This is a genomic window from Mycobacterium sp. (assembly GCF_032162605.1).
In the GTDB taxonomy this organism is placed as follows: Bacteria; Actinomycetota; Actinomycetes; order Mycobacteriales; family Mycobacteriaceae; genus Mycobacterium.
The window spans coordinates 1-23695 of record NZ_JAVROT010000115.1; the positions used below are offsets into that span (position 1 = coordinate 1).

Annotated in this window: 25 protein-coding genes and 1 pseudogene; 17 read left to right on the forward strand and 9 right to left on the reverse strand. The window is 67.3% G+C overall.

Annotation, left to right across the window (positions count from 1 at the left end; all coding sequences use genetic code 11):
- Nucleotides 1-90: 90 nt before the first annotated feature.
- The gene (locus QOI01_RS07040; protein ID WP_526379464.1) at nucleotides 91-915 is read right to left on the reverse strand and encodes a CDP-diacylglycerol diphosphatase; all 825 of its coding nucleotides are present in this window, start codon (nucleotides 913-915) and stop codon (nucleotides 91-93) included.
- A gap of 14 nt (nucleotides 916-929) precedes the next feature.
- Nucleotides 930-1547 (reverse strand): DJ-1/PfpI family protein, encoded by a 618-nt coding sequence (locus QOI01_RS07045; protein WP_526379465.1) that lies wholly within the window; start codon nucleotides 1545-1547, stop codon nucleotides 930-932.
- A gap of 62 nt (nucleotides 1548-1609) precedes the next feature.
- Between QOI01_RS07045 and QOI01_RS07050 the strand changes: the two genes are divergently transcribed.
- The 3 genes from QOI01_RS07050 to QOI01_RS07060 all read left to right on the forward strand — a co-directional run bounded on the left by QOI01_RS07050 (nucleotide 1610) and on the right by QOI01_RS07060 (nucleotide 3452).
- Nucleotides 1610-2947: an aminotransferase-like domain-containing protein gene (locus QOI01_RS07050; RefSeq protein ID WP_526379466.1), complete on the forward strand. Its 1338-nt coding sequence runs from the start codon at nucleotides 1610-1612 to the stop codon at nucleotides 2945-2947.
- A gap of 80 nt (nucleotides 2948-3027) precedes the next feature.
- The gene (locus QOI01_RS07055) at nucleotides 3028-3309 is read left to right on the forward strand and encodes a GlsB/YeaQ/YmgE family stress response membrane protein (RefSeq protein ID WP_526379467.1); all 282 of its coding nucleotides are present in this window, start codon (nucleotides 3028-3030) and stop codon (nucleotides 3307-3309) included.
- A 14-nt stretch (nucleotides 3310-3323) separates the two neighbouring features.
- Nucleotides 3324-3452, forward strand: coding sequence for a nitroreductase/quinone reductase family protein (locus QOI01_RS07060; RefSeq protein WP_526379468.1), 129 nt, complete (start codon nucleotides 3324-3326; stop codon nucleotides 3450-3452).
- Here QOI01_RS07060 and QOI01_RS07065 read toward each other — a convergent pair.
- Nucleotides 3412-4566, reverse strand: coding sequence for an aromatic ring-hydroxylating oxygenase subunit alpha (locus tag QOI01_RS07065; RefSeq protein ID WP_526379469.1), 1155 nt, complete (start codon nucleotides 4564-4566; stop codon nucleotides 3412-3414). The genes QOI01_RS07060 and QOI01_RS07065 overlap by 41 nt on opposite strands.
- 83 nt (nucleotides 4567-4649) lie before the next feature.
- Between QOI01_RS07065 and QOI01_RS07070 the strand changes: the two genes are divergently transcribed.
- Together QOI01_RS07070 and QOI01_RS07075 are read left to right on the forward strand one after the other, a co-directional pair.
- Nucleotides 4650-5255 carry a TetR/AcrR family transcriptional regulator gene (locus tag QOI01_RS07070; RefSeq protein WP_526379470.1) on the forward strand — a complete coding sequence of 202 codons (606 nt, stop codon included), beginning with the start codon at nucleotides 4650-4652 and terminating at the stop codon, nucleotides 5253-5255.
- Between the two features lie 16 nt (nucleotides 5256-5271).
- On the forward strand, nucleotides 5272-5724 hold the full coding sequence (locus tag QOI01_RS07075) for a GNAT family N-acetyltransferase (RefSeq protein WP_526379471.1): 453 nt from the start codon (nucleotides 5272-5274) through the stop codon (nucleotides 5722-5724).
- 27 nt (nucleotides 5725-5751) lie between these two features.
- Here the strand turns inward: QOI01_RS07075 and QOI01_RS07080 are convergent, their stop codons facing one another.
- Entirely contained in the window at nucleotides 5752-6780 is a 1029-nt protein-coding gene (locus QOI01_RS07080) for an alcohol dehydrogenase catalytic domain-containing protein (RefSeq protein WP_526379472.1), read from the reverse strand.
- Between the two features lie 145 nt (nucleotides 6781-6925).
- Here QOI01_RS07080 and QOI01_RS07085 point away from each other — a divergent pair, with 145 nt between their 5' ends.
- From QOI01_RS07085 to QOI01_RS07095, 3 genes and pseudogenes are all read left to right on the forward strand, one after another.
- Complete coding sequence (locus QOI01_RS07085) at nucleotides 6926-7903, forward strand: aldo/keto reductase (protein ID WP_526379473.1); 978 nt, start codon at nucleotides 6926-6928, stop codon at nucleotides 7901-7903.
- Between the two features lie 259 nt (nucleotides 7904-8162).
- The gene (locus QOI01_RS07090; RefSeq protein ID WP_526379474.1) at nucleotides 8163-9626 is read left to right on the forward strand and encodes a protein adenylyltransferase SelO; all 1464 of its coding nucleotides are present in this window, start codon (nucleotides 8163-8165) and stop codon (nucleotides 9624-9626) included.
- A gap of 89 nt (nucleotides 9627-9715) precedes the next feature.
- Nucleotides 9716-10381, forward strand: a pseudogene (locus QOI01_RS07095) (cutinase family protein); the annotation flags it as partial.
- Between the two features lie 187 nt (nucleotides 10382-10568).
- On the opposite strand, the gene QOI01_RS07100 reads toward QOI01_RS07095, so the two are convergent.
- The 3 genes from QOI01_RS07100 to QOI01_RS07110 all read right to left on the reverse strand — a co-directional run bounded on the left by QOI01_RS07100 (nucleotide 10569) and on the right by QOI01_RS07110 (nucleotide 12991).
- On the reverse strand, nucleotides 10569-11060 hold the full coding sequence (locus QOI01_RS07100; RefSeq protein ID WP_526379475.1) for an alpha/beta fold hydrolase: 492 nt from the start codon (nucleotides 11058-11060) through the stop codon (nucleotides 10569-10571).
- A 108-nt stretch (nucleotides 11061-11168) separates the two neighbouring features.
- Nucleotides 11169-11732 (reverse strand): DUF998 domain-containing protein, encoded by a 564-nt coding sequence (locus QOI01_RS07105; protein WP_526379476.1) that lies wholly within the window; start codon nucleotides 11730-11732, stop codon nucleotides 11169-11171.
- 41 nt (nucleotides 11733-11773) lie between these two features.
- The gene (locus QOI01_RS07110; RefSeq protein WP_526379477.1) at nucleotides 11774-12991 is read right to left on the reverse strand and encodes a PucR family transcriptional regulator; all 1218 of its coding nucleotides are present in this window, start codon (nucleotides 12989-12991) and stop codon (nucleotides 11774-11776) included.
- 85 nt (nucleotides 12992-13076) lie between these two features.
- On the opposite strand from QOI01_RS07110, the gene QOI01_RS07115 reads away from it, so the two are divergent.
- The 8 genes from QOI01_RS07115 to QOI01_RS07150 all read left to right on the forward strand — a co-directional run bounded on the left by QOI01_RS07115 (nucleotide 13077) and on the right by QOI01_RS07150 (nucleotide 21390).
- Nucleotides 13077-14204 carry a ferredoxin reductase gene (locus QOI01_RS07115; protein ID WP_526379478.1) on the forward strand — a complete coding sequence of 376 codons (1128 nt, stop codon included), beginning with the start codon at nucleotides 13077-13079 and terminating at the stop codon, nucleotides 14202-14204.
- 18 nt (nucleotides 14205-14222) lie between these two features.
- Nucleotides 14223-15416 carry a fatty acid desaturase family protein gene (locus tag QOI01_RS07120; RefSeq protein WP_526379479.1) on the forward strand — a complete coding sequence of 398 codons (1194 nt, stop codon included), beginning with the start codon at nucleotides 14223-14225 and terminating at the stop codon, nucleotides 15414-15416.
- Between the two features lie 121 nt (nucleotides 15417-15537).
- The gene (locus QOI01_RS07125) at nucleotides 15538-17340 is read left to right on the forward strand and encodes an N-acyl-D-amino-acid deacylase family protein (RefSeq protein WP_526379480.1); all 1803 of its coding nucleotides are present in this window, start codon (nucleotides 15538-15540) and stop codon (nucleotides 17338-17340) included.
- A 3-nt stretch (nucleotides 17341-17343) separates the two neighbouring features.
- A complete protein-coding gene (locus QOI01_RS07130; RefSeq protein ID WP_526379481.1) occupies nucleotides 17344-17946 on the forward strand; it encodes a TetR/AcrR family transcriptional regulator in 603 nt (200 codons plus the stop codon).
- Nucleotides 17939-18769 (forward strand): alpha/beta fold hydrolase, encoded by an 831-nt coding sequence (locus QOI01_RS07135; protein ID WP_526379482.1) that lies wholly within the window; start codon nucleotides 17939-17941, stop codon nucleotides 18767-18769. Before QOI01_RS07130 ends, QOI01_RS07135 begins: the two co-directional genes overlap by 8 nt.
- Before the next feature lie 79 nt (nucleotides 18770-18848).
- Nucleotides 18849-19208 carry a hypothetical protein gene (locus tag QOI01_RS07140; protein WP_526379483.1) on the forward strand — a complete coding sequence of 120 codons (360 nt, stop codon included), beginning with the start codon at nucleotides 18849-18851 and terminating at the stop codon, nucleotides 19206-19208.
- 106 nt (nucleotides 19209-19314) lie between these two features.
- Nucleotides 19315-20619 carry a glycosyltransferase 87 family protein gene (locus QOI01_RS07145; protein WP_526379484.1) on the forward strand — a complete coding sequence of 435 codons (1305 nt, stop codon included), beginning with the start codon at nucleotides 19315-19317 and terminating at the stop codon, nucleotides 20617-20619.
- Nucleotides 20620-20628: 9 nt separating this feature from the next.
- A complete protein-coding gene (locus QOI01_RS07150; protein ID WP_526379485.1) occupies nucleotides 20629-21390 on the forward strand; it encodes an SDR family NAD(P)-dependent oxidoreductase in 762 nt (253 codons plus the stop codon).
- Nucleotides 21391-21454: 64 nt separating this feature from the next.
- On the opposite strand, the gene QOI01_RS07155 is transcribed toward QOI01_RS07150, so the two are convergent.
- Nucleotides 21455-21946 (reverse strand): SRPBCC family protein, encoded by a 492-nt coding sequence (locus QOI01_RS07155; RefSeq protein WP_526379486.1) that lies wholly within the window; start codon nucleotides 21944-21946, stop codon nucleotides 21455-21457.
- An 88-nt stretch (nucleotides 21947-22034) separates the two neighbouring features.
- On the opposite strand from QOI01_RS07155, the gene QOI01_RS07160 reads away from it, so the two are divergent.
- Complete coding sequence (locus QOI01_RS07160) at nucleotides 22035-23096, forward strand: LLM class flavin-dependent oxidoreductase (protein ID WP_526379487.1); 1062 nt, start codon at nucleotides 22035-22037, stop codon at nucleotides 23094-23096.
- A 113-nt stretch (nucleotides 23097-23209) separates the two neighbouring features.
- Here the strand turns inward: QOI01_RS07160 and QOI01_RS07165 are convergent.
- On the reverse strand, nucleotides 23210-23695 hold a 486-nt coding region (locus tag QOI01_RS07165; RefSeq protein WP_526379488.1), incomplete at its 5' end, for a fatty acid desaturase family protein.

Here is a 23695-nt window from a genome sequence, read left to right on the forward strand (position 1 = left end):
GATCACCTGGCAGATCTATCTGGCAAGACCTCTGCCGCAGAACACGAGTCCCGCAGCCGACCGCCTGGCGGCCATGCTGCTGGATGCAGCTCACTTGCCGGGTGACGCCGCGGCCAGCCGCTGACAGGAGTCGTGATCCTGCAACTGCTCTCCTTCTGCCTGGTCCCCGGTCGCGGCATCCGCGCGGTCGGTGAGGACGATGAATCCGGGCCGACCGTCGGCATCGACCGAGCCCACCACGACCAGCGTTCGAGCCGCCATGTCGTCGCGAGCACCCGCGACGCCGTCCGCGAGCAACACGAACGGGTTGACGGCATCGAGACCTTCACCGTCGACCGCGATCGCGTCGTACCGGTGTGCGGCGAGCGGTACCGGGAACGGAGCCCAGGCGGGGCCGACGTCGGCGGCATGCTCGCTCAGCGCGGTGTGCACGTCCGCACTGACGCAGTCGACGTGGATGTGCAGCTGGTTCTGTGAGCGCGCGAAGACGGAGTTGATCGCCAGACCCACCCAGTCCCGCGGCACCTTCCACCCGGCCCGCTCGTCGACGAACGATCTTGCCCGCCAGGCGTCTTCGAAGTAATTCGGCGCCCCTGAAGCCAGGAGGGACGGGCTCTCGACGCCCGTGACACGCGTCGTCGGGATGAGCAGGAACTGCGTCGCCCCAACGAGGTCCTTCAGTACCGCCGAACCGTCGCCGAGATCGACCCTCGCGCAGGGCGCCGGGTCACCGTGCTCCAGCTGATCGGGGACGCACTGAGTATCGACTATCCGCCACAAGGCGTTGGGGTCGGAAGTAGCGTGGCCGACGCCCGCGCCGACGATCGTGATGACGAGGCAGAGCACAATGGCTAGTCCAGCGCGAAGGGCGGCCATGTCAGAGACTCTGAGCACGTCGAAGATCTTCGCACTCACACGGTGATCGGCGATCAGGCGGAAGCCACCTCCCGCCCCAGGTACGGGCCGATGTTTCGCATGGCGCGTGCCACGTACTCGTCCTTCTCCCCGACCGGAGCCACGTGGTGCAGCGCGCTCTCGGCTGCTTCGACACCCTCCAGGCGGGCGATCAGCCAGGCCGCGAGGTACGGCGAAGCGAGACAGCCGCCCGCGGTGGCGACGTTGTCCTTGGAGAAGAACGGCTGGTTGAGTACGTCGACGCCCGCTGCCTGAACCCAGGGTTTCGTCGTCAGATCCGTGCACGCGGGAACCCCGTCGAGCAGTCCAAGCTTGGCCAGTATCAACGTCCCCGAGCACTGGGCCGCGAGTAGCTGCCGGGACGGGTCGAGCCGCAGCTGAGCCATCATTGCTTCGTCGGCGACGACCTCGCGGGTCTGCATGCCGCTGCCCACGATTACCGCGTCGGCCGCGCTTGCCTCTTCGAGAGTGGCCATGGACTCGATGACCACGCCGTTCATCGATCGGACCCGCGGTGTGGGGCTCGCAATCGACACGCGCCAATCCGCCTTCCTGACCCGGTTGAGGACGCCGAGCGCGATGAGCGAATCGAGTTCGTTGTAGCCCTCGAAGGTCAGGATGGCGATGTGCATGACGGCATCGTACGTTCATCGATCCGTGACAATCAAAGAATTGTCATGCATACAATCGGCAAGTGGCGATACCGCGATACAAGGCCGTCGTGGACCAATTGGCCTCCGAGATCCGGTCGGGACGCTTGCCGTCCGGGACACGGCTGCCCACGCATCGTCGGCTCGCCGCCACCTCGGGCCTTGCCGTCGTGACCGCGTCACGGGTCTATGCCGAGCTCGAGGGAATGGGACTGGTGTCCGGCGAACCGGGCCGGGGCACCTTCGTGCGCGAGACCGCACTGGCGCCTGGCCACGGCATCGACCAGCAGGCGGTCGCCGCCGACGTGATCGATCTCAACTTCAACTACCCGTCGCTGCCCGGCCAGGCCGACATGCTGCGTCAGGCGCTGCGCGAACTGGCATCTGCGGGCGACCTCGAGTCGCTGTTGCGCTACCAGCCCCATGCGGGCCGTCCGCACGAGCGGGCCGTGGTGGCCCGCCACCTGACGAGACGCGGGCTACGGGTGGGCGACGATCGGGTTCTGCTGGTCGACGGCGCCCAGCACGGGTTGGCCGTCTCCGCGATGGCGTTACTCCAGCCGGGCGACGTCGTCGCCGTCGACGCTCTGACCTACCCGGGGTTCAAGGTGCTCGGGCAGACACTCCACCTGGAGCTGGCACCGCTGCCCGCCGCAGGCGATGCGAGCGATCTCGACGCGCTCGAGCGGCTGTGCAGGACACGGCGGATCCGTGCGGTCTACGCGATGCCCACGTTGCACAACCCGCTGGGATGGGTCACGACCGCTGGCCATCGCGAACGGCTGGTCGACATCGCGCGCCGCTACGGGCTCCTCATCGTCGAGGACGCCGCGTACGCCTATCTCGCCGAACGGCCACCTACCCCACTGGCCGCGCTGGCACCGGAACTGACCGTCTACGTCTCGGGTCTCTCGAAGAGCGTCGCGACAGGTCTGCGCGTCGGATTCGTCTCAGCACCAATAGAATTGGTTCCCGCGCTCGAACGCGCGATCCGCACCACAACCTGGAACACGCCTTCGGTCATGACCGCGATCGCGTGCCAGTGGCTCGAGGACGGCACGGTCGACCGGTTGGAGGCGCAGAAGCGCGATGATGCGCGAGCCAGGCAGGCGATCGCCCGCGACGTGTTGGCGGGGCTCCCCCAGGTCGGTCATCCGACGTCGTACTTCATCTGGCTCCCGCTCCCCGGCGACGTCAGAGCCGATCGCATCGCGTCATCGCTCCTCGCCGAACGCGTGTCGGTCTCCACCGCAGAACCGTTCGCCGCTGGCGGACACGTACCGCACGCGATCCGGCTGGCGCTCGGCTCGACCGATCCGGACACCCTGCGTGACGCGCTGACGACGGTCAAACGCGTCGTCGATGCACATACCCACCTCTGATGGCGTATCCGAGATCGGTTCAAGCCCGTGCGACTGGGTATCCGCGAGTCGGGTAGGGAATCGAACTCAAGGAGTAGAACATGATCGGAACCATCATCGGTGCCATCGTCGTCGGTCTCATCGTCGGTGCACTTGCGCGACTCGTCATGCCCGGCAAGCAGAACATCGGTTTGATCGTGACGATCCTGCTGGGCGCCATCGGGTCGTTCCTGGGCACGTGGGTGTCCTACCAACTGGGCTATTCCAACCAGAACGGCGGCTTCGAGATCATCCCGTTCCTGGTGGGCATCATCTTCGCCGTCGTGCTCATCGCCGGATACCTCGGCATCACCGGACGCCGCAGCAGCAAGACCCGTCGCTGACATACGGGTCCGACATGACCGAGGCGTGGCCCGACTACGACGACTACCAGAAGAAGACGGACCGAGTAATCCCGGTCGTGGTGCTCGAGCGGGCCCGACAGCTCAGGTCGACGCACTCATCTGCGCCGACTCTCTGCGCCTGAGGTTCTCGTTCACTTCCTGCTGCCACACGCCGTACGCGTGGGTGGTGTCCACCTCGAGCTCGAACCGGTTCACCATGTCGTCGGTGACATCGGCGACGTCGACGTAGAACTGCTCGTACCACCGGCGGTGTTGGTAGACCGCGCCGTCCTCTTCGGTCAGCAGCGGGTTGTCGATCCGAGTCTTGTGCTTCCACACCTCGACGTCGTCGAGGAAGCCCTCGCCGAAGTTCTTGGTCAAGGTGGCGGCCAGCCTCGTGGCCTTCTCCTCGGGTAGGCCCTGGATCTTCTGGACGGCAACGCCCCACTGCAGGACGAACGAGTTCTGCGTGACCGGATAGTGGCAGTTGATGAGTGCCACTTCCAGCGTGAAGTCTGGCGCGACGTCGTTGTGCAGCCAGTTGATCATGTAGGCGGGACCGAAGTAGGTTGCCTCTGACCGGAGATTAGTTCCCTCCCAGAGGTTTTCGAAGTTCGCCGTGGTGTCGGGCCGCGCCTTGGACTCCATGAACTGACTGGCGGCCTGGCCCTCGATCACGTTCTTGAAGTACGTCGGATAGGCGCGGTGGATGTAGAAGAAGTGCGCCATGTCGACGTTGTTGTCGACGATCTCACGGCAGTGCGAGCCCTCGATCAGGATCGAGTTCCACGTCCACGGTGACCATAGGCCCCGGTCCATGCCCTCGATGGTCGGTGGCGTCAGCTCCGGAGGAGGCGTCGAGCCCTCGGGATCGTGCCACACCAGCAGTTGGCCGTTGACCTCCTGACAAAGCCAGCGCCGCGTGCGGGCCAGCCTCGGCGTGCGGCGAGCGTAGGGCACCTCGACGCAGCGACCGGTCGAGCCCTGCCAGCGCCAGTCGTGAAAGGGGCACGCAAGGGTGTCGCCCTTCACCGTCCCCATCGACAGGTCGCCGCCCATGTGCCTGCAGTACCCGTCGAGGACGTGGATCTCGCCGTCCGGATCGCAGAACACCACCAGCCTGGTGCCAAAGGCGTCGATGCCGTGTGGTTCCCGGTCCCGGAACGCCTCGGCGAGGCCCAGGCAGTGCCAGCCCCTGGCGAACCGCGTCATCGGAGAGCCCGAATCGATCTCGCGAACCTGCTCGGCAGCTGTCATCGTGACGTCCTTCCCACTGGGGCCGATCACCGAGTTAAGCACATATGCTTAATCGGCGGAAGCGAAACTCCTATGATGCAGCGGTGGACCGTGGTTCCCGATCGAAGGACGCCCTGCTCGATGCGGCGGAGCGGCTCATCGCCGAACGCGGCTTCGAAGTGCCGTTGCGCGACATCGCCCTCGCGGCAGGCCAACGGAACAACTCCGCCGTCAACTACCACTTCCGCAGTCGACAGGACCTTCTCGACGCCGTGGTCAATCGCAGGCTCCTGCCCATGGAGGTCGAGCGGGAACGCATGCTCGGCGAGCTCGACCAGAATGGCGGCGACGACGGTGACGTTCATGCCCTGATGCGCATCCTCGTCCTTCCGCTGCTGCGGCTCGAGAGCACGCACTACTTGCGGTTCCTTCAAGTCGTCGGCCCGCGCCTGCGAACCGAGCCGCACGATGCGGCCGAGACCGCGTGGCCGCGCGTTCTGGACGCGCTGTCCCATGCCGTGCCAGTCGCCGACCGCGGAATCCGACGCCGTCGCGTCGCCGCGGTCGCGACGGCGATGTTCGCCATGGCCGCACAGTACGAGCGGTCGGCTCAAGACGGCTGGGGGGATGACGGAGGCACCGGAGACCCCGAAGAGATCGTGCACATGCTGGCCGCCATGTTGACGGCCAGCAGCCCACGCCTGGTATGACGCAGAAAGTGAGCCGATGAGTCAAGAACCTTTGGTGCCAGGCGATTTCGAAGTGCCTCGCGAGCTGCGCACGGCCCGGTTCCGACTGGAACCACTCGGCCCGCAGCACAACGCCGCAGACCTTGCCGCGTGGATGTCGAGCATCTCCCACATTCAGTCCACACCGGGATTCGAGGAGCGGAACTGGCCGCCGGACGGGGGGTACTCGGCCGAGGCGAACCTCGCCGACCTGGTGCAGCACGCCGAGGAGTTCGAGCAACGGGTCGCGTTCGCATACACCGTCCTGCGGCCCGAGGTGGACGACGTGATCGGCTGCCTGTACCTGGATCCCGGGCAACGGCCTGGCGCGGTCGACGTGCGGTCGTGGGTCCGCGCAGACGTCGCCGACCTCGACGTCGTTCTGCGGCAAGCCGTTCGCGAATGGCTCGCGCAGAGCTGGCCGTTCGACGAGGTCATCTACGCGGGCTGAGCGGGCGAGCGAAGCGACGGGGGATACTCAGGCCGGATTCAGGATCACCTTCACGCACTCCGGACTTCGCGCTGCCACCGCGGCGTACGCATCGGCCGCCGCGGACAACGGGAATCGGTGCGTGAAGATCCCGTCGGTGCGCAGCGATCCGCTGGTCACCAGCGGCAGCAGGTCGGTCCACGTCTGCTGGATCGGCGCGGTGGTCATCCGCAGGGTGAGATTTCGTATCAGAGCCATCAGGATCGGCAGCGGATAGGGGTTGAGGTCGTGCACGCCGAGGACCGACACGGTGCCGTCGGCCCGCACACAGGCCAACGCGTCGTTCAACGTGACGTCCAGCGCGACGGTGTCGATGACGCTGTCGGCGCCGCGACCGCCGGTGCGCTCGAGGACGGCAGCCACCGTCGGAGCCTCGATGGCGGTCGCACCGGAGTCGATGGCCCTAGCGCGGCGACCGGCAACGGGGTCGGCCGCGAGAACGGTGCCCGCCCCCTGGGCGAAGGCAGCCCGCACGGCGCACAGCCCAACTGCACCCAGACCGATGACGACGACCGTCCCGCCCTGCGGGATGTCGGCCTTCTTCGCACCGATCCAGCCGGTCGACAGGTTGTCGGTCAGCAACAGCGCCGCCTCGTCGTCGACACCGTCCGGTATGCGCAGCAGCTGAAAGTCGGCTGCCGGCACGGCAACCGCGGTGGCCTGACCGCCCCCGAGCACTCCGGACCCGAAAACCTGCATGCCCCGTACGCACGTGATCGGGTTGCCCGTCGCACACCCAGCGCACCGCCCGCAGCCGGTCACCGAAGCTGCGAGCACGCGATCACCAAACCCGACTCTGGTCACCTCGGGACCGACGTCGATGACGGTGCCGATGAACTCGTGACCGACGGCGACGCCATCACCGACCGGCAGGTCCCCGTCGTAGAAGTGCAGATCGGACCCGCAGATCGCGGTCGAGGAGACCTCGACGACAGCTCCGTCCGGACCGGGCGGGGTCGGATCAGGTGCCTCGCGTATCTCGACGGCGCCCGGACCGGTGATCACGACGTTGTGCATCCGGCAGACGCTACCGGCAGCGCCCGTGCGTCGAGCCGGGACGTCGAACCGGGTGTCGAACAGGTAATGACAGGCCCTCCCTGGCGCGGTGAAGCCGCCGTACCGTCGACTGCATGGACAACCGGGGCGAGAGAAGGAGAATCGCATGAAGCACGCCAAACTCGGAGACCTCGACGTCTCGCGGATCGGCCTCGGCGCCATGGGAATGTCCCATGGGTTCACCGGGGCGGGAAGCGACGACGCCGAATCCATCCGCACCATCCATCGCGCCATCGACCTGGGTGTCACGTTCATCGACACCGCTGAGATCTACGGTCCGTACACCAACGAGGAACTCGTGGGTCAGGCGCTGAAGGACCGCCGCGACGAGGTGGTGCTCGCGACGAAGTTCGGGCTCGTGTCTCACGCCGGTGGCGGCGCGTGGAACCCCGACAGCAGCCCGGCGAACGTCCGCACGGCGGTCGAAGGTTCGCTGAGACGACTCGGCACCGACCGCATCGACCTCTACTACCAGCACCGGGTCGATCCGAACACCCCCATCGAGGACACCGTCGGCGCGTTGGCGGAACTGGTAACCGAAGGAAAGATTCGCCACCTCGGGCTCTCCGAGGCGGGCATCGACACCATCCGCCGGGCCCACGCCGTGCATCCGATCACCGCGTTGCAGTCCGAATACTCCCTGTGGACGCGGGATCCCGAGGCGGCGGCCCTGCCGCTACTGCGGGAGCTCGGCATCGGCTTCGTTCCGTACTCGCCGCTGGGCAAGGGCTTCCTGACGGGAGCGATCCGCTCCACCGAACAGTTCGACGCAAGCGACTTCCGCGCGTCCAACCCGCGCTTCACCGGGGGCAACTTCGAGCACAACCTCGCGATCGTCGACGAGGTCGAGGCCATCGCCGCGGAGGTCGGCGCAACCCCCGCCCAGGTGGCGATCGCGTGGCTGCTCGCTCAGGGCGATGACATCGCCCCCATCCCCGGTACCAAGCGCGTTGCCCGCGTGGAGGAGAACACCGCCGCGGACGCCGTCGTGCTGACCTCCGAACAGGTCGACAAGTTGACGAAGCTGCCGCCTGCTGCGGGCGAACACCACAACGAAGCGCAGATGAAGATGATCGGTCTCTGAAGGGAACAATCGTGGAAGTCCTACCAAAGCCGCCGTCGGCCAAGGGGCCTGCCGAGGTGTTCACCGGGGACGTCTACTTGACGTCATCGCGAAGGGTTACGTCACCGCACGCACGGACTCGGCCGGTGTTGCGACGCTGCCGGTGTCCGCTCGCCAGGCGGGAACAGTGAAGGTCCGCGGACGGCCGGTGACACGCTCACCCCAACCGAGACGCGACTGGACCTAGGCGGCAGTGACGATGCTCCGTAGTCTGGGATCGATGAGCGCTGCACCCGCCACGACCGTCCTCCTGGACGACCGCTTCTCCCGCGAACTGCCGGAGATGGCCGTGCGATGGCAGGCCGTGGCGGCTCCGGATCCGCGGCTGCTCGCGCTCAACGAACCGCTCGCCGGTGAACTGGGCCTCGACGCGGATTGGCTTCGAAGCCCAGACGGGCTGCGTCTCCTGGTCGGTGCCGCGGTCCCGGACGGAGCTGCCCCGGTGGCGCAGGCCTACTCCGGACATCAGTTCGGCGGGTTCGTCCCGCGTCTCGGTGACGGGCGCGCCCTCCTCCTCGGCGAGCTCGTCGACGCCGACGGGCATGTTCGAGATCTTCATCTCAAGGGCTCGGGGCGCACGCCGTTCGCCAGGGGCGGCGACGGTCTGGCGGCCGTGGGCCCGATGCTGCGCGAGTACATCATCAGCGAGTCGATGCACGCAATGGGCATCCCGACCACCCGCTCCCTGGCCGTGGTCGCGACGGGGCAACCCGTGCGGCGCGACACGGTCCTGCCCGGCGCCGTGCTCGCCCGGGTCGCCAGCAGCCATCTGCGGGTCGGGAGCTTCCAGTACGCGGCCGCGACCGGCGACGCCGACCTGGTACGGCGCCTCGCCGACCACGCCGTCGCCAGGCACTACCCCGACGCAGCGGCAGCCGAGAACCCCTACCGCGCACTGTTCGACTCGGTCGTGGCCGCCCAGGCGTCTTTGGTGGCCCGGTGGATGCTGGTGGGATTCATCCACGGGGTGATGAACACCGACAACATGACCATCTCGGGCGAGACGATCGACTATGGGCCGTGCGCCTTCATGGAGGCCTACGACCCGGCCACGGTGTACAGCTCGATCGACCATGCCGGGCGCTACGCCTACGCCAATCAGCCGGCGGTGGCCCAGTGGAATCTGGCCCGCTTCGCCGAGGCCCTGCTTCCCCTCTTCGCCGACGACCAGCAGCAGGCGGTCGACCTGGCGGTCGAGTCACTCGGGGCCTTCAGCCGGCACTACGACGAGGCGCGGACCGCTGGCATGCGGGCGAAGCTGGGGTTGCCGGAGGCGACCGGCGGCGACGTCGTCCAACCGCTGGCCGCGGAGCTTCTCGCACAACTCGAGCAGAACCGTGTCGACTACATCTCGTTCTTTCGCGACCTCGCCCTGGCTGCCCGTGGTGACACCGAACCCGCCCGCGGTTCGTTCGTCGACCTCGCTGCCTTCGGCGACTGGCTGACGCGCTGGCGGATCCTGCATCCCGACGCCGACGCAATGGACCGGGTCAATCCCGTCTACATCCCGCGCAACCACGTCGTCGAGGAAGCGCTGTCCGCGGCGACCACCGGTGACCTCGATCCGTTTGGGCAATTGCTGGCTGCGGTGATCTCCCCCTACGACGCGCAACCCGGGCTGGAACGGTTCGCCGCGCCCGCCCCAGGAGACTTCGGCCCATATCAGACGTTCTGCGGGACGTGATGGGCCCCACGTTCGGTCCCCGCCCGGCTGAGGGACGCGTCATACTACTCAAAGGTTTCTCGTCGCCTGCGAGGGAGCAACTACATCGCATGATGACACGCCACGTCGCTGGCGCCATGAGCGTTGCCGCCGCTGCTGTCTGTGCGGTGTTGAGCTCCCCGGCTCCGAGTGCACTGGCCGAGCCCTGCTCCGACGTCGAGGTGGTCTTCGCCCGCGGCACTGGTGAGCCGCCCGGCGTCGGCGAAGTCGGACAGGCGTTCGTCGACTCGCTGCGCTCGAAGGTCGGCGCGAAGTCAGTTGACGTGTACGCGGTCAACTATCCCGCCAACACCGACTTCCCCCGTGCGGTCGACGGCATCAACGACGCGGCCGCCCACATCGAGGCCACGGTGGCGAACTGTCCGAAGACCAAGATCGTGTTGGGTGGCTACTCGCAGGGCGCTGCGGTCGCAGGGTTCGTCACCTCCGACGTCGTTCCTCCGGGCGCGGTCGACTCCGGCGTGACCGGCCCAATGCCGCCCGCCGTCGCCGATCACGTCGCCGCCGTCACCTTGTTCGGCACGCCGGCAAGCCGCTTCATGGGCATGATCGGCCAGCCCGATGTCGTGATCGGTCCGCTGTACTCGGCGAAGACGCTCAAGTCGTGCGTGCCCGGCGATCCGATCTGTTCCGACGGCGGAGACTTCGCCCTGCACGAGCAGTACATCCCAGATGGGACGGCGGACCAGGCCGCGGACTTCGCGGTGAGCAAGCTCGGGCCCGAGACGAGGCCGACGACGCCGAGCAATGCACCCGCACCCGCATCCACGCCTGCACCTGCGCCTGCGCCTGCGTCTGCACCCGCACCCTCGCCTGTGCCCGCACCTGCACCTGCGCCTGCACCCGCGCCTGCACCCGCGCCTGCGCCCGCACCGCCCAACGGCGGTCAGTGACCGCACTCGCTCAGGCCGCGAGAAAGTTGGTGACCTCCGTGGCGAAGGCTCGGGCGTGCTGGAACAGAAACGCATGCCCGGCATCGCTATAGAGGACGACGGTCGCCGAATCCAGGTGTTGGACGGCGACATTCGACGCCAGCGCTGGGATCATCACGTCGTGGACGCCGTTGGCGTAGAGCACCGGTTGTTTGATCCGCTGCAAATTCGACCGCACCTGCTCGAAGGGTACTGAGAGAATCTGCCCGACCGCCGCCAGCTGGCCCATCGCCGCCGCCTCCGACACCGACGGGCCCCGCTTGGCAAGACGTGTCGACACATTGGCGAGGTGTTCGAAACCCGAAGCTCTCGCCGCGTCGGTCTGCGGGTAGAAGAGGTACAGAACATCGTCGGCGTCCGCATTCGCCTTGGCCATGATCCGTAGGACCTCTTCGCTCATGTCGGGCATCCCCGGCACCACACCGCCGGGAGCGCTACCCGCCACGACCAGGGGTGCAGGCACTCAGCGTCTTCGCGTCGATGGTGGGGACCATGCAACTGGCAAGGGCGTTGAGCGACCGACAGCTGTCCGACGCGGTCCTCGAGCAGGGGACGGGGAACGAAAACGCACTCATTCAGTAGGCCGGACCAGGAGCTGAAGCGACGAGAGAACCTGCCACGCGATGATCGTGTAGACGCTGGTCCGCTCCCACACCCCGCCCGGCAGGACGGTCGTCACCGACGTCGTCGACGCGATGGCCAACAGGACGAAGCTCAGCAGGCCGAGCGTGGCCAGCCCGATCGAGGCGGCGCGGTAGTAGCGCGAAGCGCCCGCGGCGGTCACGAACGGCGGTCCTGCGAGGATCGCGAGGTTGCCGCCGACGATGGCTAGGACTGCCGCCGCGACGTGCAACCACGGGATGCCCGCCGGTCCACTCGGCACGATCGCGACCACGATGTTGCCGACCGCGTTGGCGCCGGCGCAGCCCACGAAGAGGATCCCGCTGCCATTGATGGGCGCGGCCCGCGCCAGCAGCACTGCGCCTGCCAGAAACAGCAATCCCTGCACGACGAACGCGGTGTTCATCAGCGGGCCCAGCGGTGAGTCGGGCCGCCCGAGATCGCTGATGTAGTCGTGGGCGTAGCGGTAACCCGGCACGGCAGCGGCGGCAACGGCCTCAAGGCTGGGATACACGATCCCCGCGGCCAGCCAGCACGCCGCCGCGCTTCTGGTGCTCAGCTTGGAACCTTGAGCGATCGAGGCGAAACACCCAGTGCCACCGTGAGTTCCAGAATCGTCGTCGGATCGTTGAGCCGGTCACCGTACAGCTCGCGCAGCTGAGTCATGCGGTAACGCACCGTCTGCGAGTGCACGAAGAGGTCAGCGGCGACGGCATCGCGTCGACCCTGATGAAGCAGCCACGATCTCAGGGTCTCGGCCAGCCGCTCCGCGGTGGTGGGCCGCAACTCCGCCAACGGCGCCAAGGCATGGCGACGCAGATCGTCGGCGGCCTCGCGATCGGCGGTGAGGACCAGCTCGACGAGGTGATCGTCCGTGTCGATGACGTCCTCGGCGTCGGCGCCGCTCAGATCGCGTGCCCGCAGCGCCCGCCGATACGACGATTCGGCGAACAACCACGGCCGCGCTGGCCCCACCAACGCCCGCCTGCCCTGTAGCGCCGACCGCAGCTGAGCTCGGTGGCGGCCGTCCAGATCGGGAACCAACAACACCGCCAACGACTCCACGGATTCGACTCCTGGCAAGTCCTCGCTGAGCTGCAACGTCGACTGACCGAATCGTGCTGTCAGACCGCGAGTTTGGGCCTCGGCGACCAGAACCGCGGTCAGCGTGCCGGGCGGCTGCCAGTCCGCCTTCTCGGCGCTCGCCCGCAAGGTGTCGGCGGGCTCACCGGCGAGCAGCTGTCTGGCCAGTCGCTCGAGATAGCGCTGCCGCACCCGTCCCGTGGTGGCGAGTTCGTCGGCATGCCCGGCGACGCTGGATGCCGACAGTTCGTCGATGAACGCGAACACCAGCTCGGCGAATCGTGCCACGGTCTCGGCGCCGAGTCCGGCCGCGACGGCGGTGGCCGACAGTTCGCGCCACGCGACCCGGGCTCCGACGCGGTACGCCGACAGCAGCGCGTCCATCGAGCGGCCCTGGCGTGCCTCGCCGCGACCCAACTCGTAGGCCCCGTCGAGGGCAGGCGACAGGGTGGCAGCGGGATCTGAGTCATGCGCGCGTGCCGCCAGGCGCAGGAACGCGCCGAGCGCCATCTGAACCGCGTTCTCGATGTTCTGGCCCATCCGGCCGCTGAACGCGCGGGCATAACTCGGCACCTCGACCGTCACCGCGGTCACGGTGCGTTCGGCCATCCTCGGCAGCACGGCCTGCAACTCGGCGACGACCTCGTCGGAGAGCTCCACACCGGTGAAGCGGAGCGCAGGTTCAGACAAAACTATTCCTTGCGAACAATTTATAGCGAGATATTCACGCCAGCCAGTCAAGAGTTTATACCTCGACCTCAGCCAGAGTGAACTCATGACGACGACAGCACCCCGCCCGACCTCCGTGGGCGCGCTAAGGGAGCGCGTCATGAAGTTCGCCGAACGGGTCACCACCCCCTTGGTCCCTGCCGACTACCTCGACGTCATCGACCCCTTGCGCTCCAGCGCCGACCTCCGTGGCCGCATCGTCGCGATCCATCCCGAGACCCGCGATGCCGTCAGCGTGGTGATCAAGCCCGGACGCGGCTGGCGCGGCCACACTCCCGGCCAGTACGTCCGCATCGGGATCGACGTCGACGGTGTCCGCCAGTGGCGGGCGTACTCCTTGACCTCGGAGACCTTTCGGCGGGCAGGAGCGCAGCGACCGGGGAATCAATCCAGTCTCGACGGCTGCATCGCGATCACCGTGAAGGCCATCCCGGACGGCAAGGTCAGCAACCACCTGGTCCGCCGGACCGCCGTCGGCACCATCGTCCAACTCGACCAGGCCGCAGGCGATTTCACCCTCGGCGAGCAGGCCCCGTCGAAGATCCTCTTCCTCACCGCGGGCAGCGGGGTCACTCCCGTCATGGGGATGCTGCGCAACTTGACCGAGCTGCACTGCGACATAGTCGTCGTGCACTCGGCGCCGACCGCCGACGACGTGATCTTCGGCGGGGAGCTCCGCATGATGGCCCGCCAGGGGCGAATCCGGTTGGTGGAGAAGCACACCGACACCGACGGAATGCTCGACGTTGCCAAGCTCGACGAGTTGGTGGACGATTTCGCCGAGAGGCAGACCTGGGCCTGTGGTCCCGCCGGCATGCTCGACGCCCTCGAGACCCGCTGGGCAGGCGACGACATCGCCGATCGACTCCACACCGAGCGCTTCCGGCCGACGATCATCACCGCAGGCGACGGCGGTCAAGTCACGTTCTCGAAGTCCAGCACCGTCGTCGATGCCGGTGGCGCCGAAACACTGCTCGACGCTGGTGAAGCCGCAGGCGTCCTGATGCCATCGGGATGCCGGATGGGCATCTGCTTCGGCTGCGTGGTGCCGCTCCGACAGGGCGCCGTGCGCGATCTGCGCACCGGCGACGTCACCACGGCATCCGCCGGTGACAACGTCCAGATCCAGACCTGCGTCTCCGCCGCCGCGGGCTCTTGCGACATCGACCTTTAGTTCTCAAGGAGATTCGACATGACTACTGCTCAACTCAGCACCAACGCCACCACGGCGCACCTCACCGCCGAGGACGTCGAGAACCTAGGTCGCGAGCTCGACGCCATCCGCGAGCAGATCATCGCCAGCCGCGGCGAGCGCGACGCGGCCTACATCCGCAAGGTCATCGACGGGCAGCGCAAGCTGGAACTCACCAGCCGTGGCGTACTGCTCTTCTCACTGTTCCCGCCTGCCTGGATCGCAGGCACCATCGGACTGTCGATCTCGAAGATCGTCGAGAACATGGAGATCGGCCACAACGTCATGCACGGCCAGTGGGACTGGATGCGCGACTCCAAGATCCACTCGACCACCTGGGAGTGGGACAACGCCTCACCCTCGGACATGTGGAAGCACTCCCACAACGAAGTTCACCACACCTATACCAATGTCCGCGGCAAGGATCACGACCTGGGCTACGGCATCATGCGAGTCGACGAGAATCAGAGGTGGATGCCCTTCTACCTGGCCCAGCCGCTGTGGAACTTCGTCAACGCCTGCATGTTCCAATACGGCATCGCGGCATACGACCTCGAAATCGGCAAGTACCTCAAGGGCCGCACCGACAAGGACGAGTTCCGCGCCCAGGCCAAGAAGGTGCTCGCCAAGGTCCGCAAGCACGCGACGCGCGACTACGTGCTGCATCCGCTGCTGTCGGGCCCATCGGCCGTGAGCACCCTGACCGCCAATCTGACGGCGAACCTGGTGCGCAACCTGTGGACGCACTCGGTCATCATGTGCGGCCACTTCCCCGAGGGCGTGCAGACCTTCGAGAAGACCTCGATCGACGGTGAGACCCGCGGCGAGTGGTACCTGCGCCAGATGCTCGGCTCCGCCAACATCTCGGGAAGTCCGCTGCTGCACTTCATGTCTGGCAATCTGTCGTTCCAGATCGAGCACCACCTGTTCCCCGATCTACCCAGCAACCGCTACCAGGAGATTGCCCCCAAGGTGCAGGACCTGTTCGAACGCTACGGCCTGACCTACACCACCGGGTCGCTGCCCAAGCAGGTGGCATCGGCGTGGAAGAAGGTCTTCAAGCTGTCGCTGCCGAACGACTTCAAGCTCTCCGATTTCGCGCGCAAGGCCACCTCCGCGGTCGCCCCCGCCGCCGTCACGCACGCGGTCTTCGGCAAGCCGACGCCATCCGAGGTCGACGACGAAGCCGCATAGCGTCCACTTTCGCCCGGTTTCGGCGCGTCAATCCGCGGTCACCACGGGTCAGCGCGCCGAAATCGTGGAAATTTGCACTAAAAGATAGCGAGCACTCGCAATCTTATGCTAGCTTCGGGACATGCCCTACGACGTGATCGTGCGAAACGGCCTGTGGTTCGACGGGACCGGCGCCGCGCCGCTGGTCCGGACACTCGGAGTGCGCGACGGCACGGTCGCAGCGGTGTCCGCCGAGCCACTCGACGAGACCGGCTGCCCCGACGTCATCGACGCGGACGGCAAGTGGATCGTGCCCGGCTTCATCGACGTCCACACCCACTACGACGCGGAGGTCCTTCTCGATCCGGGCTTGCGGGAGTCGGTCCGACACGGCGTCACGACGGTCCTGCTCGGCAACTGCTCGCTGTCCGCGATCTACGCCGACAACGAGGACGCCGCCGACCTGTTCAGCCGCGTGGAGGCCGTGCCGCGTGAGTTCGTGCTGGGCGCGCTGAACGACAAGAAGACCTGGGCGACCGCCGCCGAGTACGTCGCGGCCCTCGACGCCCTGCCCCTTGGGCCCAACGTCAGTTCGCTGCTCGGACATTCGGACCTGCGCACCTCGGTGCTCGGCCTCGGCCGCGCGACCGACGAGACCACCAGGCCGACACCCGCGGAGCTCGACTCGATGGCCGCAAGGCTCGACGAAGCGCTCGATGCGGGCCTGCTGGGCATGTCCGGCATGGACTCGGCGATCGACAAGCTCGACGGTGACCGCTACCGCTCGCGCGGCCTGCCATCGACCTTTGCGACCTGGCGCGAGCGACGCAAACTGATTGCGGTACTTCGCAAACGCCGCCGGATACTGCAAAGCGCGCCCGACGTCGCCCGACCGTGGACCGCACTGCTGTTCTTCCTCTCGAGCAGCCGGATGCTCGGCCGCCGACACGGGGTCCGGATGAGTCTGCTGGTCTCCGCGGATTCCAAGGCGGCGCCCGGTGCCGTCGGCGTCTTCGGCCGGGGCACCCGTCTGCTCAACGCAGCGCTGGGCGCCAGCATCCGGTTCCAGCATCTTCCCGTCCCGTTCGAGTTGTACTCCGACGGCATCGATCTGCCGGTCTTCGAGGAGTTCGGCGCGGGCACCGCCGCGCTGCACCTGCGCGACCAACTGGAGCGAAACGAGCTTCTGGCCGATATCGAGTACCGCCGCGAGTTCCGGCGCGAGTTCGACCGCAGGAAACTCGGACCGACGCTGTGGCACCGCGACTTCCATGACGCGATCATCGTGGAGTGCCCCGATCAGACCCTGATCGGCAAGAGCTTCGGGCGCATCGCCGACGACCGCGGCCTGCACCCACTTGACGCCTTCCTCGACGTCCTCGTCGAGAACGGTGAACGCAACGTCCGCTGGACGACCACCGTCGCCAACCACCGTCGGCGCCAGCTCGACAAGCTCGCCGTAGAACCGGCCGTCCACATGGGGTTCTCCGACGCGGGCGCCCATCTTCGCAACATGGCGTTCTACAACTACGCGTTGCGACTGCTCAAGCGCGCGCTCGTCGCCGAGCGGGCCGGGCACCCGTTCATCACCATCGAGCACGCGGTACACCGGCTGACCGCCGAGGTGGCCGACTGGTTCGGCCTCGACGCCGGAACCCTTCGCAAGGGGGACAGCGCCGACTTCGTCGTGATCGACCCCGCCGGCCTCGACGACGCCGTCGATGGCTACCACGAGGAGCGGGTCCCGTTCTACGGCGGACTGAGCCGCATGGTCAACCGCAACGATGCAGCCGTGGTCGCGACCGCCGTGAACGGCCAAGTGGTCTACCGCAGTGGCCAATTCCGGGACGGATACGGGCAGACCGCCAGATCCGGCAGGTTCCTGCGGGCGGCGGCTGCTACCCGGGGGACGACCCACGTCACCGCTTCCTCCAGGGCGGTGTGAGGGTTGGCCAGAACCCAGCAGGAGCGCCGTGAGGAAACAGTCGCCCGACTGCTCGACGCGAGCATCGCCACGATCATCGACGTCGGCTATGCCAGGGCCTCGGCCGCGCTGATCACGCGACGCGCGGGGCTGTCCGGAGGCGCGCTGTTCAGGCACTTCGAGACGATGGGCGACTTCATGGCGGCGACGGCATACGAGGTGATGCGCCGCCAGCTGGACGCCTTCGGAAAACAGGTCGCCGAGATTCCACCCAACCAGCCTGCCCTCGAGGGCGTGCTCAACACCATGAGGGACATCACCGGCAACGAGACCAACGTGGTGATGTACGAACTCCTGATTGCGGCCCGCACCGATGAAAGGCTCAGGGTCACTTTGCAGGACGTGCTCCAGGAGTACAGCGCGCGGATCCTCGACACCGCGCGGGCGCTTCCGACGGCCGACCAGTATCCCGAGGGGACGCTCGCCGCCGTCGTGGCGTTGGTGACCAACACGTTCGACGGCGCCGCCATCGTGCGCCCTGTGTTTGCGCAACCCGAGATCGAGGCGGGACGCATCCCACTGCTCATGGCACTGCTGTCCCAAGGAGGACAGAGCACCGATGGCTGATCGGATTCGCGAGTTCACCAACGCAGGCTTCGTGTTCCCCGTCACCGACGGCGGCCCGATCGACGGGGAGATAGTCGTTCTGCTGCACGGGTTTCCGCAGACTTCCAAGTCCTGGAACCCGGTTTGCGAGCGGCTGCACGCGAGCGGCTACCGGACACTCGTGTTCGATCAACGCGGCTACGCGCCGACGGCCCGCCCCAAGCGCCGCTTCGCCTATCGGATGAGCCAACTGGTGTCGGACGTAGCGGCGCTCATCGGCGTCGCCGGAGCGCCGGTGCACCTGGTCGGCCACGACTGGGGCGCTGGTGTCGCGTGGTCGACGGCGGCCCGATTCCCCGCGCTCGTCCGCACTCTGACGGCCGTCTCGGTGCCCCACCCTTCGGCGTTCCTGGGCTCGATGCTCATCAGCAGCCAGTTCCTGCGCTCCTACTACATCGGACTGTTCCAGCTCCCGTGGCTGCCCGAGTTCTTCTGCCGCCACCCGAGCCTCCTCGACCGCATGCTGGGCGGAACGGGGATGACACCCGAGCAGATCACTCAGGTGCACACCGACGTCATCGAGGGCGGAGCGCTGACGCCGAGCATCAACTGGTACCGCGCGATGCCGTTCGCGAGCCCCAAGTACGCCAGAAAGGTCTCTGCGCCGACGACGTACGTGTGGAGCACCGACGACGCGGCACTGAGCCGACGCGGAGCGACACTCAGCGCACGGTTCGTCACGGGCCCCTACCGGTTCGAGGTCGTCGATGGCTCGCACTGGATCCCCGAGGAACAACCAGATCTGCTCCACCGTCTGATCGTCGACCGGATCAACGGAACCTAGCGCGCTTGCACCGCATATCCGCAGGAAACCGGCGGTTGTAAATTCTCTGTTACGTCGATGTAACGGATAGAGTGTGGCCATGGACGACAGGTTGGTGTTCTTCGAAGTCGAGGCTCTGCGCGCCGATAGGTCGCGTCCGGTCCTGTCGCCGGCGTCGCTGGAGATTCACGTCCGCGTCGTCGACCACCTCGCCCATACGACGCGCTCGAACTTCATCGCCGACGGCGGACTGGACGGGCTGGCCCCCGGCCGGGTCACCACGATGGCGGCGATCGAACTGTCGCTGGCCGGATGGTGGCGCCGACTCGACGGCGGCTACGTGATCGTCGATCAGGAATTGATCGACGCGATGTCGCACAGCCCGATGTGGCGGCGCTTCGGCGCATCGTGCCGCCGGCTGTGGAAGACGCTCAACAGCGAGACCGTCATTCCGCTGTAGGGGACCTGCAATCGGCCTGCGTCGCCGATCCATGGCATGAGTGCTGTAAGAACTTGATACCACCGGTGATATCGCGTTTCCGGGGCATGTGGCGGGCGGTGCCGGTGTGACGAGTGACGTTGAGCCGACGTTCGTGCCAGACTCCCGCCGGCCGGTGTCGTGGACGGTCGTCGGCGCCGGATACCTAGCCGCGGTGGTAGCGGTGCTCGCTCAGCACGTCCTGGTGCCCTTCGGCGCGGAGTCGCACATGGGACTGCTCACCAATGGCGGGGATTTGGACATCTATCGCCACAGCGCGCTGCAGCTGCTTCATGGCCAACCGCTCTACGCCGCGAAGGTGCCGCCGGGCGGCTGGTTCACCTACCCACCCTTCGCGGCGCTCACCTTCGTTCCGCTGGCGATCCTGAACTTCACCGTGGCCAAGGGACTGTGGATGCTGGTGTCCTTCGCCGCGCTGGTGGCGACGATCTGGCGCTGCGCCACCACGCTCGGCTGGCGGCCCGACCGACGGCTGGCCCTGCTCAGTGTGGCGCTGGCCTTCGTGGCGCTCGATGTCCAGGCGGTGCGTGGAACCCTGTGGCAGGGGCAGGTCAACCTGGTCCTGATGGCGCTCGTGGTTTGGGATCTGACGCGCCCCAGCGACTCGCGTTTGCGGGGCTGGTCCGTCGGTGTCGCGGCGGGGGTGAAGCTGACCGCCATCGTGTTCGTGCCGTATCTGCTGCTCACGCGGCAATGGCGCGCCGCGGCCACCGCCGTTGGGGCCGCCGCGCTCACGGTAGCGCTGAGCTGGCTGATCCTGCCAGCGGATGCGGCTGACTACTGGTTGCACGCCGTCGTCCAGACCGACCGCATCGGTCCGCTGGCGCACATCGGCAATTACTCCGTCGGCGGGGTCCTGGCCATCCTGTCAGCCCCCGCTCCGATGCCCACCGGGTGGTGGTTCGTCGGCGTCAGCCTCGTGGGGGTGCTTGGTCTCTACGCGGCGCATCGGGCTGAACGCGTCGGACATCGGCTTATGGCCATCACCATCGTCGGCCTACTCTCCTGCACGGTGCCGCCACTGGCGTGGGGACATCACTGGGTGTGGGTCGTGCCCCTCTTGGCGGTCATGCTCGATCGGGTCGCTCGCACCTCCGGCCGTGTTCGCCGGGCCTGGGCTGCGGGCGCCACGACCGTCTACCTGCTGGTATTCATGTGGTTCACCGCCTGGGTATACCGCGAAGCGCAGAGCCTCGAAGCTCACCATCCGACTCACGCCGCGGCGATGGGCGCCGCCATCGACGAGATGACGAGGTTGGACGAGGTTCTCGTCGTTGCCGTACATCCCACGCTCTTCGTGATCGTCGGATGCGCCACCATCGTGCTGGCGCGGCGCCGGCCGGCCGGGCCTCTGCCATGGCGGCCACATTAGGCTCTGGACATGAGCGTGCTGGACATGTTCCGTCTCGACGACAAGGTCGTCATCGTCACCGGCGCCTCGTCGGGACTGGGGGTGGCGTTCGCACAGGCGTGCGCGCAAGCCGGTGCCGACGTCGTGCTCGCGGCCCGGCGCACCGAGAAACTCAGCGACACCGCCGACTTGGTGAGGGCTGCCGGACGGCGGGCGCTCGTCGTACGGACCGACGTGACCGACCCCGACCAGTGCCAGTCGATGGTCGACGCGGCGGTGGCCGAGTTCGGCCACGTCGACGTCCTGGTCAACAACGCCGGGGTTGGAACCGCCGTGCCTGCCACCCACGAGACGCCCGAGGAGTTCCGCTCGGTCGTCGACATCAACCTGCACGGCTCCTACTGGGCGGCGCAGGCGTGCGCGCGGGTGATGAAGCCGGGCAGTTCGATCGTCAACATCTCGAGCATCCTCGGGCTCACCACGGCCGGACTCCCCCAGGCCGCCTACAGCGCCAGCAAGGCTGCCATCGTGGGCCTGACTCGAGATCTGGCGCAGCAGTGGGGTTCCCGCAAGGGAATCCGCGTGAACGCGATCGCGCCGGGCTTCTTCAAGTCCGAGATGACCGATCAGTACAAGCCCGACTACCTCGAGTCGTTGAGCGCCCGGTTCATCCTGCCCAGAATGGGCGACCCGGGCGAGCTCGCCGCGTCGCTGGTCTGGCTGGCCTCGCCCGCCGCCGGTTACGTCACGGGCCAGACCATCGCCGTGGACGGCGGCGTCACCATCACGTAAGCATCGTCGCGAGGTTCACCACCGCAGCTCGGTGATATCGCTGACGTACCTCGTCCCCGCGACATCACCGAGCGAACTGATCCCGTATGCGGTCCAAGTTGGTCTGCATGTTCTGCTGCCACTCGGCCAACCGCTTCGCAACGATGCGACCTTCGAGCTCGGGCCTGGCGTTGATCGCGAGCGTCAGGCCCGACGGTCCCGGACCCATCCGGGCCCACTGCCGAATCAGCGCGCCGTCGCTTGTGGGCTCGACCTCGAAGGCCCACGTCGCAGTGGGTCCGCCCGGGCCGATCGCATTCCACACCCAACGGCGACCGTCCTCGACCTCGACGACCTCGCACTCGGTCTGCCAGGTGCCCATGGCGTCGTGCCGATTGGTGCCGCGAAACCGGGCCCCCACCTGGACGCCGTCGGCGTCGCCCAGCCATTCGACGCTCTGCAGCTCCGGCGAGCACCGCGCCGGAAGCCCGATGTCGGTGACCAGCTTCCAGGCCGTGGGCACGTCGCACTTGACCCGCTGGGTGACTTCCACCGTCGGCTGATCGCTATAGCGCATCGTCACACCTCCGCATCGTGTCCAGGTCTGCTGCGCAGCCTGCCATAGTGCAGGGGACGCATCGGCAGAAACGAACCCAGGAGCGCGCGTGTTGGTCGGAGCCCTCATCGAACCGCGCGCGCCCGGCGCCGCGGAGTTCGCCATCGCCGCCGAACGGATCGGCGTGGCCTCGCTGTGGGTTCCCGAGGTGTGGGGCTACGACGCGCTCACCGGACTCGCGTTCCTCGCCGCGAAGACCACCAGCATCGGACTGGGAACCTTTGTGGTGCAACTCGGTTCGCGTAGTCCCGCGCTGCTGGCCACATCGGCACTGAGCCTGCAGGAGCTGTCCGGCGGCAGGTTCGTCTTGGGCATCGGCACCTCGGGGCCCGGCGTGATGGAGGGCTGGCACGGGGTCAGGTTCCGGCGACCCGTGCAGACCACGCGGGAGACGGTCGAGATCCTCCGGACCGTCAGCCGAGGTGAGCGGCTCGAGCACGCCGGAGAGATCTATCCACTTCCGTTGCCGGACAGCGACGGTAGCGTCCTTCGTCCGCTGGTCCGTCCTGACCACGTGCCCGTCTACGTCGCCGCGATGGGGCCGCAGAACCTGCGCCTGACGGGCGAGGTGGCCGACGGCTGGCTGGGAAACGCCTTCGTCCCCGAGGCCGCCGAGGTCTTCCTCGGCCCGCTCGGCGAGGGAGCCGCACGCGCGGGCCGCACGCTTGACGACCTCGATCTCGTTGCCCCGGTCGCCGTCGAGTTCACCGACAGCCGGGAGGAAGGCGACGCCGCCGCGCGACGGCACGCCGACGGGTACGCGTTCACGATCGGCGCGATGGGCGCAGGCGGAGGGCAGGAGCGCAGCGACCCGGGAAGTTACTCGGCCCGCAATTTCTACAGCGACGCGTTCACCCGGCTGGGCTACGGCGACGGCGTTCGGACGGTCACCGAGCTGTGGAAGGCGGGCAGGCGCGATGAAGCTCGGCAGGCAGTGCCGATCGACCTCGGCCGGCTCACCAATCTGCTGGGCACCGACGACGCGATCGCCGACCGGGTAGACCGGTACCGGGCAGCGGGCATCACCACGCTGCTCGCCAAGCTCGACGGTGACTATGAGGCTCAACTGACGGCGCTGGAACGCCTCATCGGCATCGTCGCTGCCAAATAGTGGCGGCCTGACGATGAGTGGCAAGCGGTCGTCGGGCGGCGCTCACGCCGAGCGTGCCGCCACGGTGGAAAACCGGCTGAAATTCCGCCCTCACCGCACGTTGGACGGGGCGACTAGGCCGCGACCTCCGCAGTGTGAAGTTCCCGCAGCGCCGTGCGCAGCCCGCGCCGCTTGCCGGTCTCCGCATCGACGCCGAACGTCTCGCGGACTCCGTCGCGAATCCGGAACTTCAACTCGGAGTTGGTTTCCGGTGCGTCATCGGGCGTGCCCTTGAGGAAGCGGTTCGGCAACGCAAGTTTCGCGATCGTCCAGAACGACTGCGAGTACTGGCGCAGGAGCGGACCCGTCGTGTAGGGCAGGTCGTACTTCTCGCACAGCGCTCTGACCCGCTCGCCGATCTCGGCGTATCGGTTGCTCGGCAGGTCGGGGAACAGGTGGTGCTCGATCTGGTAGCAGAGGTTGCCGGACATGAACGCCATGAGTGGCCCGGCGTGGAAGTTGGCGGAGCCGAGCATCTGTCGCAGGTACCACTCGTCCGGAGTCTCGTTGTCGAACTCTTCGACGGTGAACTTCTCTGCGCCGTCCGGGAAGTGCCCGCA